Raw genomic sequence first — 12,605 nt, forward strand, 5'->3', positions numbered from 1 at the left:
GGTGGCCGGGCCCGCCGCCTCCCACCGAGCGCGCCGCGGGCGGACCGGCCCGGGCCGCCCGGATCCGCCGGGCGTGCCGCAGGCTATGGGGTATCTGCCCGTACCTCGGGCACCCTCCCCACCGACCGGGCCGTAAAGAATCTGACACTGCATCAGAAAACCTCTTCCCTCGGCCGCCGGGCTGCGGCATCCTGCCGCCCATGGAGACGGAGCTGAGCAGGAAACTGGGAGTCGAGCACGCCATCTTCGGCTTCACGCCCTTCCCCGCGGTCGCCGCCGCGATCACCCGGGCGGGCGGGTTCGGCGTACTCGGCGCGGTCCGCTACACGGCCCCCGACGACCTCGAGCGCGACCTCGACTGGATGCAGGCGCACACCGACGGCAAGCCCTACGGCCTCGACGTCGTCATGCCCGCCAAGAAGGCCGTCGACGGTATCGCCGAGGCCGACATCGAGGCGATGATCCCTGCCGGACACCGGGCCTTCGTCCGCGACACCCTCGCCAAGCACCACGTGCCCGAGCTGGCCGAGGGCGAGGCCTCCGGCTGGCGGATCACCGGCTGGATGGAGCAGGTCGCCCGGCGCCAGCTCGACGTCGCCTTCGAATACCCCGTCAAACTCCTGGCGAACGCCCTCGGTTCGCCGCCCGCCGACGTCATCGCGCGCGCCCACGACCACGGCGTCCTCGTCGCCGCCCTCGCCGGCAGCGCCAAACACGCCCGCCGCCACGCCGAAGCCGGCATCGACATCGTCGTCGCCCAGGGCTACGAGGCCGGCGGCCACACCGGCGACATCGCCACCATGGTCCTGGTACCGGAGATCGTCGAGGCCGTCGCACCGCTCCCGGTGCTCGCCGCCGGCGGCATCGGCAGCGGCGAACAGATCGCCGCCGGCCTCGCCCTCGGCGCCCAGGGCGCCTGGCTCGGCTCCCTCTGGCTCACCACCACCGAGGCCGACCTCCACTCGCGCGCCCTCACCGACAAGCTCCTCGCCGCCGGCTCCGGCGACACCGTCCGCTCCCGCGCCCTCACCGGCAAGCCCGCCCGCCAGCTGCGCACCGAGTGGACCGACGCCTGGGACGACCCGGACGGCCCCGGCGCCCTCCCCATGCCGCTCCAGGGCCTCCTCGTCGCCGAGGCCGTCTCCCGCATCCAGAAGTACGAGGTCCAGCCGCTGCTCGGCACCCCCGTCGGCCAGATCGTCGGCCGGATGAACAGCGAACGCAGCGTCCAGGCCGTCTTCGACGAGCTCACCAGCGGCTTCGAGAAGGCGATCGACCGCATCAACCGCATCGCCGGCCGAGTCCGAGAGGCGTGAGAGCCATGACCGCCACGACGTCCACCACCCCCGCCGCCGACCGGCAGCCGCCCAACGGCTTCTGGGCCCAGGCCGCCGCCGACCCCGGACGCACCGTCCTGACCGCCCCCGGGGGCGAGGAGTGGAGCGCCGGCCGGCTGCACGCCGACGTCAACCGGCTCGTCCACGGCCTGCGCGCCGCCGGCCTGGAGCAGGGCGACGTCTTCGCCGTCGTCCTCCCCAACGGCGTCGAGTTCCTCACCGCCTACCTCGCCGCCTCCCAGGCCGGCTTCTACCTCGTCCCCGTCAACCACCACCTCGTCGGTCCCGAGATCGCCTGGATCGTCTCCGACTCCGGCGCCAAGGTCCTGATCACCCACGAGCGGTTCGCCGAAGCCGCCACCGCCGCCGCCGACGAGGCCGGCCTGCCCGCGAGCCACCGCTACGGCGTCGGAGCGGTCCCGGGCTTCCGCCCGTACGCCGACCTCCTCGACGGGCAGCCCGCGACGGCCCCCGCGGACCGCACCCTCGGCTGGGTCATGAACTACACCTCCGGCACCACCGGCCGCCCCCGCGGCATCCGCCGCCCGCTGCCCGGCAGGCTCCCGGAGGAGACGTACCTCGGCGGCTTCCTCGGCATCTTCGGCATCCGCCCCTTCGACGGCAACGTCCACCTGGTCTGCTCACCGCTCTACCACACGGCCGTCCTGCAGTTCGCGGGCGCCGCCCTGCACATCGGGCACCCGCTCGTCCTGATGGACAAGTGGAGCCCGCAGGAGATGCTGCGCCTGATCGACGCGCACGCCTGCACGCACACCCACATGGTCCCCACCCAGTTCCACCGGCTCCTCGCCCTCCCGCAGGAGACGAAGGACGCCTACGACGTCTCCTCCATGCGGCACGCCATCCACGGCGCCGCGCCCTGCCCCGACCACGTGAAGCGGGCGATGATCGACTGGTGGGGCGGCTGCGTGGAGGAGTACTACGCGGCGAGCGAGGGCGGCGGCGCCTTCGCGACCGCCGAGGACTGGCTGAAGAAGCCGGGAACCGTCGGCAGGGCCTGGCCGATCAGCGAACTGGCCGTCTTCGACGACGACGGCAACCGGCTGCCCCCGGGCGAACTGGGCACCGTCTACATGAAGATGAACACCGGCGGCTTCAGCTACCACAAGGACGAGGGCAAGACGAAGAAGAACCGCATCGGCGACTTCTTCACCGTCGGGGACCTCGGCCTGATGGACGAGGAGGGCTACCTCTTCCTCCGCGACCGCAAGATCGACATGATCATCTCCGGCGGGGTCAACATCTACCCGGCCGAGATCGAGTCGGCCCTGCTCACCCACCCGGCCGTCGCCGACGCCGCAGCCTTCGGCATCCCGCACGCCGACTGGGGCGAGGAGGTCAAGGCCGTCATCGAGCCCGCCGAGGGCTTCGAGGCCGGCGACGCCCTGGCCGCCGAGATCCTGCACCACTGCGAGCGGCAGCTCGCCGGGTACAAGCGGCCCAAGACCGTCGACTTCATCGGGACGATGCCGCGCGACCCGAACGGCAAGCTCTACAAGCGACGGCTGCGCGACCCGTACTGGGAGGGCCACGAGCGCGCCGTGTGAGCGCACCCGGTCGTCCGTGGCGTGGCGGGGGAACCCGCCACGCCGTGCGGACTCCGTGAGAAATGCCACGTCAAGGCATACGGAGCGCGCCGTGCGACGCACCGGAGGGACACTTCTGGCAAGTTTGACGATATGGGTACGACGAAGCGCAGATCCCCCCTGACCGACTGGACCGTCCTGGTCCCCGTGGTGGCGCTGGTCGCGCTCGTGTTCAGCTGGGGCAGGGAGCTACCCGGCTTCGCCGTGGTGCTCGTCGCGCTCTGCCTGGCCGGTGCCGTCCTGGCGGCCGTCCACCACGCCGAGGTCGTCGCCCACCGGGTGGGCGAACCCTTCGGCTCCCTCATCCTCGCCGTCGCCGTCACCGTCATCGAAGTGGCCCTCATCGTCACCCTGATGGCCGACGGCGGGGACAAGTCCGCCTCCCTCGCCCGGGACACCGTCTTCGCCGCCGTCATGATCACCTGCAACGGCATCGTCGGCGTCTCCCTGCTCGTCGGCGCCCTGCGCAACCGGATCGCCGTCTTCAACCCCGAGGGCTCCGGTGCGGCCCTCGCCACCGTCGCCACCCTCGCCACCCTCAGCCTGGTCCTGCCGACCTTCACCACAAGCAAGCCCGGCCCGGAGTTCTCCACCGGGCAGCTGACCTTCGCCGCCGTCGCCTCGCTCGCCCTGTACGGGCTGTTCATCGCCGTCCAGACGGTCCGCCACCGGAACTACTTCCTGCCCGTGGACACCGGCCGGGACGCGGACCCGCAGGACGACCACGCGGCGCCGCCCACCTCCCGCGCCGCCCTGCTCAGCCTCGGCCTGCTGCTGGTCGCCCTCGTCGCGGTGGTCGGCGACGCCAAGGCGGTCTCCCCGACCATCGAGTCCGCCGTGGCCAAGGCAGGCCTGCCCCAGGCGGTCGTCGGTGTGATCATCGCCCTGCTCGTCCTGCTGCCCGAGACCCTCGCCGCCGTCCGCGCCGCCCGCCGCGACCGCGTGCAGACCAGCCTCAACCTCGCCTACGGGTCCGCCATCGCCAGCATCGGCCTGACCATCCCGGCGATCGCGCTGGCCTCCATCTGGCTCTCCGGCCCGCTCACGCTCGGCCTCGGCCCCGTCCACATGGTGCTGCTCGCCCTGACCGTGGTCGTCAGCGCGCTCACCCTCGCCCCCGGCCGCGCCACGCTGCTCCAGGGCGGGGTGCACATCGTGGTGCTGGCCGCGTACCTCTTCCTGGCCGTCAGCCCGTGAGCCGCGTGAGCCCCTGAAGGGCGTGAGCCCGTGAGGGGCGCGGGCCGGGGCGAGGAAGAGGTACGCGGCCCCGGTCAGCGCCGCTCGCGGACCAGGACCACCTTCAGCCGCGGCGAGGTGAGGATGTCCCGCTCGCAGAAACGCGCCCGGACCCAGCGCTCTTCGGAGAACAGCCGGGTCTGGTCCGCGGAGTGCGGCGAGCCCGGGTCCGAGGACTGGCCGTACGTCAGCAGGGTGCGCGCCACCGGGCAGGAGCTGCCGTCCCAGCCGACCGCCTGGATGTGGCTGGAGCCGTTCGCGACGTCCGGATAGCCGCCGGCCGCCGCGTTCCACCGCGCCTCGACCTTGTTCCAGACGCCGAGCGCCTCCGTACCGCCGCCGACCGGCAGCTTCCGGCCGCCCCGGACCACGAACTGGTGCTCGCCCAGCGGTGCGTCCAGCGCGATCCCGGCCGCCCTCAGCTCCGCCACCGTGTCCGCGAGCGCCCGCCCGATGCCGGGCGCCGCCCGGTTGAGCGTATGCGGCGTACGGACCGGGTCGGCGGCCGAGAACGGCACCAGCCACAGGTCCGCGGCCGGGGTCGACGCCGTCAGCCTGCGCCAGAACCGGTCGAACAGCAGTGCGCCGCGGCTGCCGGCGTCCGTCGTACGGTCCCAGCGCGCCAGCACCGCGCACGCCGCGGAGACGTCCACCACCGAGCCGTCGGCCGCCGTGGCCGTGCCGCCGGGCAGGGCGGAGCAGGCCCGGGCCGCGTCCGCCGCGGCCAGGTCACCGGCCGGCGCCCGGTTCGCGAACTGGAGCTTCTCCAGGTCGGCCACGGTCAGCCGGCCCTTCCCGGCCATCGCGGATACGTCCTCGACCGCCCCGCGGGTCCGCAGCGAGCGCGGCGTGGAGACGTTGCCCCAGATCCGCTCGTAGCCCGTCAGCGGCCGGTCCGCATTGGCCAGCCAGGCGCTGTCGTTGGAGTTCTCGGCGTACGGGGCGTCGCGCAGCGTCGGCGCCTTCCCAGGGCCGAACACGCCCGGCTGCACCGCGTCCGGGTCCGAGCCGAGAGCGCAGTCGCCGCGCGCGCCGTCCAGCACCGCCAGCCCCGAGGCCGGGTACACGGCGCGCCCCAGCGGGGTGGAGCAGCGGGCGGCGAGCTCGTCCGTGATCCGGGGGAGCACCTGGGTCTGGGTGAAGAGCGTCCCGCCCGCCGAGTCCGCGGCCACCGTGTTGACCCAGGGCAGTCCCTGCGTGCGGGCCAGGGCCTGCCGGATCCCGGCGACCGAGCGGGCCTTGCCCAGGGCGAGCGCGGTGTCGGAGCCGCGCAGGTTCGAGGCGTTGGGGTCGTTCAGCGCGTACGCCGACCGGGTGGTCCAGGGCAGCGGCAGGCCGGCGCCGAGGTTCGTGACCACCGGGCCGTAGCGGGTCCACCACTGGGTGCCGGTGACCGGATCGCCGCCCGCCACGGGCACGGTGACGGTCCGCCGGGTCATCTTCTGGGAGACGCCGTCGACGAGGTAGGCGGTCGGATCCGCCGGGTCGAGGGTCAGCTCGTGCAGGTTGACCGGGGTGCCGGTCGCCACCGTGTGGCTCCAGGCCACCTTCTCGTTGAAGCCGATGCTGATCGCCGGCATGCCGAGCAGCGAGCCGCCCGACACGTTCAGCTCGCCCGGGATGGTCTGCTGCGACTGCCAGAAGCGGCGCCCGCCCTGCCACGGATAGTGCGGGTTGCCGAGCAGCAGGCCGCGGCCGCTCGCCGTCGTGGACCCGGCGAACGCCACCGCGTTGGAGCCCATGTCGTACCGGCTCGTGTCGAAGAACTCCCGCGCCGCCTGCGCCGCGGCGGCCGGATCGGCCTCCCGCGGTTCGGCTTCGCGCCGGTCGGCCCCGCGCGGGGCTGCCGCGCGGGTGCCGTCGGCCGGGGCGGGGGCCGGCGGCCGGGCGCCCGTGATGCCGTCGATGCCGCGCCCCTCGCCGCCGAGGACCGCGATCGCGAAGCCGCGGGCGGCCACGTCGACCGTCGTCACCGGGCGGAGCCAGCCCGCGCCCTTGCAGGCCGGGTCGGTGACCTTGTTCTGGGCGAGCCAGGCGTTGTAGCCGGCGGCCCAGCCGCGCATCAGCTCCTTGAGGTCCTTGCTGGGGCCGGCCGGGGCGGGCGTCGCCAGCAGCCTCTCCACGGTGCCCGATTCCCGGACGCCCTTGAAGTACAGGTCGCTGGAGAGGTTGCGGGTGACGGAGGAGAGCGAGCCGTCCGTCGGGGCGTCCTGCCCGAACCAGCGGGAGCGCTCGCCCGACACCGTCACGAACCCGTCCGCGAGGACGCAGACCTGGTCCGCCGCCTGGGCCCAGCCGGTACCGAAGCCGACCTGTGCGTGGTCGCGGCCGAGTATGTGCGGTATGCCGTTCTCCGTGTAGCGGATGACGGCGGACAGGCCGCCGCCGGCCGGTGTGAGCCCGTCGGGCGCGGCCCGGGCCTCGGCGACGGCCGGCGGGACGGCGGCCGTCGCGGCGAGCAGGGCCGCCCCGGCGAGGGCGGCGCGACGGAGCGTCGAACGCGTTCTGCGGTGCAACGTACCTCCCAAGTGGCCTGAGAACGGCCGTGGTTACCCGATGGGCAGGGGGTGCCTGACGTGCCCCCACACTCATTCAGCCGCACCGGCGCCCTGTCAACATCCCGCTCGGTATCCGGTCATTGACCCCGGGCCTCCCGGCGGCGAGGATCACGCCCATGACGTCAGCGCGAGCGGGGCAGGCAGGGCCGGCGGCGGGCGCCGTCCGGGACGGCACGGTCGACGGACTGGTGCGCGACAGCGCCCGCCGGGTCCCCGACCGCCTCGCCGTCCGCTACGCCGGGCGGAGCTGGACGTACGCGGAACTCGACGCGGCCGTCACCACCGGGGCCGCCCTCCTGCGGGAGCGGTACGGGCTCGAAGGCGGTGACCGGGTCGCCACCTTCGCCCACAACTGCGACGCCTACCTGCTGGCCTTCCTCGCCTGCGCCCGGGCCGGCCTCGTCCATGTCCCGGTCAACCAGAACCTCACCGGCGAGGACCTCGCGCACATCCTGGGCGACTCCGGGAGCGCCCTCGTCCTCGCCGACCCCGCCCTGGCCGGGCGGGTCCCCGCCGGGTATCCCGTACGGGCCCTGCGCGACGCCCCCGACTCCTTCCTGGCCGCCCTGGCCGAGCCGCTCCCCTTCGGGCCGCGACCGGAGGGCGACCGCGACCCGGACCGCCTGGTGCAGCTCCTCTACACCTCCGGGACCACCGCCCTGCCCAAGGGCGCGATGATGACCCACCGGGCCCTCGCCCACGAGTACGAGAGCGCGATCGCGGCGCTGGACCTGGCCGAGGAGGACCGGCCGGTGCACTCGCTGCCGCTCTACCACTCGGCGCAGATGCACGTCTTCCTGCTGCCGTACCTGGCGGTGGGCGCCCGCAACACCATCCTGGACGCGCCGGTCGCCGAGCAGGTCTTCGACCTCGTCGAGGCCGGCGAGGCGGACAGCCTCTTCGCCCCGCCGACGGTGTGGATCGGCCTGGCGGGACACCCGCAGTTCGCGGGGCGCGAACTGGGCGGACTCCGGAAGGCGTACTACGGGGCCTCGATCATGCCGGTCCCGGTCCTGGAACGGCTGCGCGAGCGGCTGCCGGGGCTCGCCTTCTACAACTGCTTCGGCCAGAGCGAGATCGGCCCGCTGGCCACGGTGCTCGGCCCCCGGGAGCACGAGGGGCGGATGGAGTCGTGCGGGAGGCCGGTGCGCCACGTGGAGGCGAAGGTCGTCGACGAGGACGGCCAGGACGTGCCGGACGGCACCGCGGGCGAGGTGGTCTACCGCTCACCACAGCTCTGCCTCGGCTACTGGAACGACCCAGGGGCGACCGGGAAGGCCTTCCGGGACGGCTGGTTCCGCTCGGGCGACCTCGCGGTGCGGGACGCGGAGGGCTACTTCACGGTCGTGGACCGGGTGAAGGACGTCATCAACTCGGGCGGGGTGCTGGTCGCCCCGCGGCAGGTGGAGGACGTGCTGTACACCCATCCGGGCGTGGCCGAGGCGGCGGTGGTCGGCCTGCCCGACGAGCGGTGGATCGAGGCGGTCACGGCGGTGGTGGTGCCGCGCGGCGGGGTGACCGAGGCGGAGCTGATGGCCCACGCCCGCGACAGGCTGGCCCACTTCAAGGCCCCGAAGCGGGTGCTGTTCGTGGACGCGCTCCCGCGCAACGCCAGCGGCAAGATCCTCAAGCGGGAGCTGCGGGACCGCTTCGGAGCGCCGGGCCGCTGACCCCCGTACGGCGGCGCGCGGTCAGTCCGGTTCCGGGCTGTGGCGGGCGTCGTCCCAGGGCAGGAGGCCGCTGCGGCGCAGCCGGCGCAGGGTGAGGTGCTCGTGCACGAGGCGGCCGACGAGCGCGCCGCCGTAGACCACGAAGCCGACGCCGACCAGCCAGGACTGGACGACCAGCAGCGTCCCGAAGGGGCCGTAGGTCACGGCGTTGGACGCGATCAGCGGGGAGAACACCAGCTGCGAGAAGATCCGCAGCCCCAGCAGCCCGATGCTGGTCGCCACCGCCCCCGGGACGAGGGCCCGCCAGCGGACCCGGCCGCCGAGCAGCAGGCGCTGCGAGGCGACGAAGAACAGGCAGGTGCCGAAGAGGTCGCCGAGCGTGCCGAGGACCGTGCCGAAGGCGTCGTGCGACGGTGCGGGGATCACCACGAGCAGCGCGAGGTAGCAGACCAGCATGGCGAGCCACACGACGTGCCGCCACATGGTGTGCCAGCGGGCGGTCGGCAGGTCCCACACCTTCTCGTACCCGGTCTGCACGGCCGAGCCGAAGGTCAGGCCGAACACGGCGAGCGCGGCCAGTCCGAAGGCGGTGGTCCGCTCCAGGGCCGTGTCCGCGGCGCCGAACACCATCTCGATCCTCGTCAGCGAGGACGCCGTCACCCCGAGGGCCTGGCCGAGCCAGCGGCCGAACCCCGAGCCGCTGCCGGGCGCGGCGGCGGCCACGACCACCAGCAGGGGCACCAGGGTGAGGAATCCGAGGGCCGCGAAGCCCATCGCCCGGTGCATCAGCTCCATCTCCCGGCCCCGGCTCCAGGCCAGCCCGACGTAGGAGCCCTGGAGCCGGTCGTGGAGCCGCCGGAGGGTCGAGGTCACGCCTCATGCACTACCCGGACGGGCCCGCCGGCTCCCGGGAGCCGGACCGAAATGGGCCCGAAGGGGTGGTTTCGACTGCCGGCTCCGGTGCCGCCCGGGAGGTCAGGGGCTCGGCCAGGGGAGTGCCGGTACCCCTGTCCGCTCCTGGTCCCGCGGGCCCCCCGTGACGCGCCGCCCCCGCCGTCTGGTCAACTGTGGCGCATGACGAGCACCCTGTACCTCCTCTGTTCGGCAGCCCCACCGGTCTTCGACGTCGCCCGTGTGATCGAGGACGCGCAGGCCCGCGGCTGGGACGTGTGCCTCGGCCTGACCCCCACGGCCGCCCAGTGGCTCGCGGAGGGCACCGACGGCCTGGCCGCGCTCACCGGGCACCCGGTCCGCAGCCGGTACAAGCAGCCGGCCGACCCGGACGTGTGGCCCGTGGCCGACGCGGTCCTCGTCGCCCCGGCCACCTTCAACACGATCAACGCCTGGGCGCTCGGACTCACCGACCGGTTCGTCGTCGGCGTGGCGGCCGAGGCCATCGGAAAGGGCACCCCGCTGGCCGTCATGCCGTGCGTGAACACGGCGTTCGTACGGCACCCGCAGTTCGAGCAGAGCATCGCCGTCCTGCGCGGCGCGGGCGTCCGGGTGCTGTACGGCGAGGACGGGTTCACCCCGCACCCGCCGGGCCAGGGCGGCGCGCAGCCGTATCCCTGGGCCCGCGCCCTGGACGCCGTGGACGACCCGGCCCGAGCGGACTTCTAGGCGGTCGGCGGGGCAGAACGCGCTCGCTCGTGCGTGCGAGCCGGGGCTACCCTCGGCGGCATGTCGAACCGCGATCCGTTCCATGACGTGCTGCTGTCCACCGTGGGCACCGCCGAGCAGGCCGAACTCCTCGACAGCAGCCCTCGCTCACGCGTGTGGCGGGTGCGGCCGGCCGACAGCCGGCCGGTGATCGTCAAGCAGGTCACCGACGCCGGGGACACGAGCGCCGATGCCGACACGCGCTTCGCACGGGAGGTCGCCGGGCTGCGCCTGGCCGGGCGGGGGCCGGGGCCCTCGGTGGCCCCCGCCCTGCTCGCCGCGGACCCGTCCGCGCGCGTGATGGTCCTGGAACACCTGGACGACCTCGGCAGGACGGCCGACTGGATGCCGGGGTACGCCGAGTCCCTGGCCCGGCTGCACGCCCGGACCGGTCCCGCCGACGCGGGCGCACTACCGCTCTGGTCGGGGCCCACGGCCGCCGACGCGGAGTCCTTCCTCGCCCTGGCCAGGGCGCTCGACGTGCCCGTACCGTCCGCGGTCCCCGATGAACTCGCAGGCATCCTGGAGCGGTTGGACCCCACCCCGCACCATGCGCTGCTGCACGGCGATCCCTGCCCCGGCAACGACCTGCACACCGCCGACGGTGTCCGCTTCGTCGACTTCGAGCGGGCCTCGCTCGGCAACGGCCTGGTCGAACTCGCCTACTTCCGCATCGGCTTCCCCACCTGCTGGTGTGCGATGTCGGTCACCGCCGCCCCGCTCGCGGAGGTCGAGGACGTCTACCGGGCCACTTGGCGCGGCCTCACCGGCACGGACGTGCCCGGTGACCTCGCGGACGCGTGCGCGGGCTGGCTGATCCAAGGCGACGCGCTCGTCGAACGTGCCCACCGCGGCACGGCCGACCAGTTCGCCCGGGTGCCGACGGAAGACTTCGAGTGGGGCTACGTCTCCGCCCGCGAGCGGCTCGTCCACCGGCTGGGCGTGGTCGCCGACATGACCCGCGACCACGACCACCTCCACGCCCTCGGCCGGCTCAGCTCCGCCATGGCCGGCGGCCTGCTCCGACGCTGGTCGGGCCTGCGCCCGCTGCCCGCGCACGACGCCCTCCCCTGGTGAGCCCCCGTCAGCAGTCCATGCGTGAACCGTCGGGTCGTGCCTCGGCGGACCAGGTGTACAAGGTCTCGGCCTCCACGCCGAGCAGCTCCGCCGGGTGCGGTTGCACCCCGTGGAAATCCTGGAGCTGCTCGGGCGAGGTGAAGCCGAGGGTGATGCTCGGCCGGTCGGCCGATTCGAAGCAGAACACGACGAACCCGAGGCCGAGTCCCTTGTCGAGGCTGTTCACCGGCCGCCATCCCGCTGCCGACGCCTCCCGGCCGTAGTACTCCGCCACTTCCCTCCTGGTCCCGCCGTACGCGTAGAACCGGTCGGCGGTGAGCCAGGCGCCCGCGGTGTCGTCGACGCAGTGGGCCCCGGACCACGGATCGCCGTCGACGGCGACGGCCCCCTCCGGATGCAGGTCCAGCGCGGGAAGCCGGTCGAGTTCGGCCACGGCCGCCTCGGTGCCCTCGCACGTGTCGAAGTGGGGAAGGAAGGAACACCCGCTCAGGCTGGTTCCCAGGAGCAGGGCCGCCAAGACTGCCCGCAGGGCAAGCATGTTCATGGCGAGATTATGGCCGTGCCCGAAATCCGCCCCTCCGACGGGGCGGCCCGCCCCGTGCTCGCCGCCGGAAACGGGCCTATTGCGTGTCGAGTTGGTGGTCGGTCCAGACGTAGCTCTCTGGCAGCAGGGTGGTGATGGGGACGGCTCGGGTGCCGTCGCCGGTGGCGACGATGACCTCGATGGCCGGGAAGTAGTCCAGGAGGACCTGGCGGCACCGGCCGCACGGGGGGACGATCCCGCGGTCGCGGTCGCCCACGGCGACGATCGTCTCCAGCGCGTAGGCCCCCTGGGCGGCCGCCGTGCCGATGAGGACCAGCTCGGCGCACGGTCCGCCGGTGAAGTGGTAGGCGTTCACCGCGGTGATGATGCGGCCGTCCCGGGCGCGGGCCGCGGCGGCCATGGTGTGGTTGTCGCCCCGGCAGCGGGTACGGGCGACATCGGCCGCGGCCTCGATCAGTTCGCGGTCGACGGGGTGGGTCGGGATGGTCATCTTCTGCGCCTTCTCCGCTTCTTCGGGTGCCGGCCCGGGGTCAGGGCGAGGCCGTCTCCTTCGGATCTTGTCGGCCGAGCCCGCGTTGTCCGGTGCCGTGCATCGCAAGGCGGAGGAGCTCCTCGCGTACTGGGCGTACTCGGGAGCCCCGACAACCTGGGGGTCCCCCCGGACGGAGTCTGGGGGATGAGGTGCGGTGCCGGGCAGCGCGGGCCCGGCAAGATCCGAAAGAGACGGCCTAGGCCGGGTCGGGGCACTCGACGTGGGTGTACGGCCATGATCCCGACTGGACGGTGCCGTTGCCGACCGCGTCGGGCGCCGGCAACCCGGCCTCGCGGTCGGTGTCCTTGACGACCGTGCGGGCGGGCGTGGGCCGGCCCTCGTCGCTCATGCCCGCGTGGTCGGCATCGGGGTCCGCGCAGCCGGT

11 protein-coding genes are annotated in these 12,605 nt (G+C 73.8%); 6 read left to right on the forward strand and 5 right to left on the reverse strand.

Going from position 1 to position 12,605, the window contains the following annotated elements:
• Positions 1–200: 200 nt before the first annotated feature.
• The 3 genes from AB0O53_RS18025 (at position 201) to AB0O53_RS18035 (ending at position 4,141) form a co-directional block, all read left to right on the forward strand.
• Positions 201–1,316, forward strand: a complete 1,116-nt coding sequence (locus AB0O53_RS18025; RefSeq protein ID WP_365196634.1) for a nitronate monooxygenase — start codon at positions 201–203, stop codon at positions 1,314–1,316.
• 5 nt (positions 1,317–1,321) lie between these two features.
• On the forward strand, positions 1,322–2,905 hold the full coding sequence (locus tag AB0O53_RS18030) for an acyl-CoA synthetase (protein WP_365196636.1): 1,584 nt from the start codon (positions 1,322–1,324) through the stop codon (positions 2,903–2,905).
• Positions 2,906–3,037: 132 nt separating this feature from the next.
• Positions 3,038–4,141 (forward strand): calcium:cation antiporter, encoded by a 1,104-nt coding sequence (locus AB0O53_RS18035; RefSeq protein WP_350993692.1) that lies wholly within the window; start codon positions 3,038–3,040, stop codon positions 4,139–4,141.
• Between the two features lie 74 nt (positions 4,142–4,215).
• Here AB0O53_RS18035 and AB0O53_RS18040 read toward each other — a convergent pair whose 3' ends face one another.
• Positions 4,216–6,696 (reverse strand): penicillin acylase family protein, encoded by a 2,481-nt coding sequence (locus AB0O53_RS18040; protein ID WP_350993690.1) that lies wholly within the window; start codon positions 6,694–6,696, stop codon positions 4,216–4,218.
• A gap of 158 nt (positions 6,697–6,854) precedes the next feature.
• Between AB0O53_RS18040 and AB0O53_RS18045 the strand changes: the two genes are divergently transcribed.
• Positions 6,855–8,408 (forward strand): fatty acyl-CoA synthetase, encoded by a 1,554-nt coding sequence (locus tag AB0O53_RS18045; protein WP_350993688.1) that lies wholly within the window; start codon positions 6,855–6,857, stop codon positions 8,406–8,408.
• Positions 8,409–8,429: 21 nt separating this feature from the next.
• On the opposite strand, the gene AB0O53_RS18050 is transcribed toward AB0O53_RS18045, so the two are convergent.
• A complete protein-coding gene (locus tag AB0O53_RS18050; RefSeq protein WP_350993686.1) occupies positions 8,430–9,281 on the reverse strand; it encodes a YhjD/YihY/BrkB family envelope integrity protein in 852 nt (283 codons plus the stop codon).
• 201 nt (positions 9,282–9,482) lie between these two features.
• On the opposite strand from AB0O53_RS18050, the gene AB0O53_RS18055 reads away from it, so the two are divergent.
• Positions 9,483–10,028: a flavoprotein gene (locus AB0O53_RS18055; RefSeq protein ID WP_365196640.1), complete on the forward strand. Its 546-nt coding sequence runs from the start codon at positions 9,483–9,485 to the stop codon at positions 10,026–10,028.
• 60 nt (positions 10,029–10,088) lie between these two features.
• Positions 10,089–11,144 carry a phosphotransferase gene (locus AB0O53_RS18060; protein WP_350993682.1) on the forward strand — a complete coding sequence of 352 codons (1,056 nt, stop codon included), beginning with the start codon at positions 10,089–10,091 and terminating at the stop codon, positions 11,142–11,144.
• 7 nt (positions 11,145–11,151) lie between these two features.
• Here AB0O53_RS18060 and AB0O53_RS18065 read toward each other — a convergent pair whose 3' ends face one another.
• The 3 genes from AB0O53_RS18065 to AB0O53_RS18075 form a co-directional block, all read right to left on the reverse strand.
• On the reverse strand, positions 11,152–11,688 hold the full coding sequence (locus tag AB0O53_RS18065; protein WP_350993680.1) for a hypothetical protein: 537 nt from the start codon (positions 11,686–11,688) through the stop codon (positions 11,152–11,154).
• Positions 11,689–11,764: 76 nt separating this feature from the next.
• Complete coding sequence (locus AB0O53_RS18070) at positions 11,765–12,178, reverse strand: cytidine/deoxycytidylate deaminase family protein (protein WP_350993678.1); 414 nt, start codon at positions 12,176–12,178, stop codon at positions 11,765–11,767.
• Between the two features lie 238 nt (positions 12,179–12,416).
• Complete coding sequence (locus tag AB0O53_RS18075; protein ID WP_350993676.1) at positions 12,417–12,569, reverse strand: hypothetical protein; 153 nt, start codon at positions 12,567–12,569, stop codon at positions 12,417–12,419.
• Between the last annotated feature and the right edge of the window lie 36 nt (positions 12,570–12,605).

This window comes from Streptomyces erythrochromogenes, from assembly GCF_040684695.1.
Lineage (GTDB): Bacteria > Actinomycetota > Actinomycetes > Streptomycetales > Streptomycetaceae > Streptomyces > Streptomyces erythrochromogenes_C.

Excerpts from the sequence above, each read along its gene's own strand:
- AB0O53_RS18025 (WP_365196634.1), top strand. The coding sequence starts at position 201 with ATGGAGACGGAGCTGAGCAGGAAACTGGGAGTCGAGCACGCCATCTTC.
- AB0O53_RS18030 (WP_365196636.1), top strand. The coding sequence starts at position 1,322 with ATGACCGCCACGACGTCCACCACCCCCGCCGCCGACCGGCAGCCGCCC.
- AB0O53_RS18035 (WP_350993692.1), top strand. The coding sequence starts at position 3,038 with ATGGGTACGACGAAGCGCAGATCCCCCCTGACCGACTGGACCGTCCTG.
- AB0O53_RS18045 (WP_350993688.1), top strand. The coding sequence starts at position 6,855 with ATGACGTCAGCGCGAGCGGGGCAGGCAGGGCCGGCGGCGGGCGCCGTC.
- AB0O53_RS18055 (WP_365196640.1), top strand. The coding sequence starts at position 9,483 with ATGACGAGCACCCTGTACCTCCTCTGTTCGGCAGCCCCACCGGTCTTC.
- AB0O53_RS18060 (WP_350993682.1), top strand. The coding sequence starts at position 10,089 with ATGTCGAACCGCGATCCGTTCCATGACGTGCTGCTGTCCACCGTGGGC.
- AB0O53_RS18065 (WP_350993680.1), bottom strand. The coding sequence starts at position 11,688 with ATGAACATGCTTGCCCTGCGGGCAGTCTTGGCGGCCCTGCTCCTGGGA.
- AB0O53_RS18070 (WP_350993678.1), bottom strand. The coding sequence starts at position 12,178 with ATGACCATCCCGACCCACCCCGTCGACCGCGAACTGATCGAGGCCGCG.
- AB0O53_RS18075 (WP_350993676.1), bottom strand. The coding sequence starts at position 12,569 with ATGAGCGACGAGGGCCGGCCCACGCCCGCCCGCACGGTCGTCAAGGAC.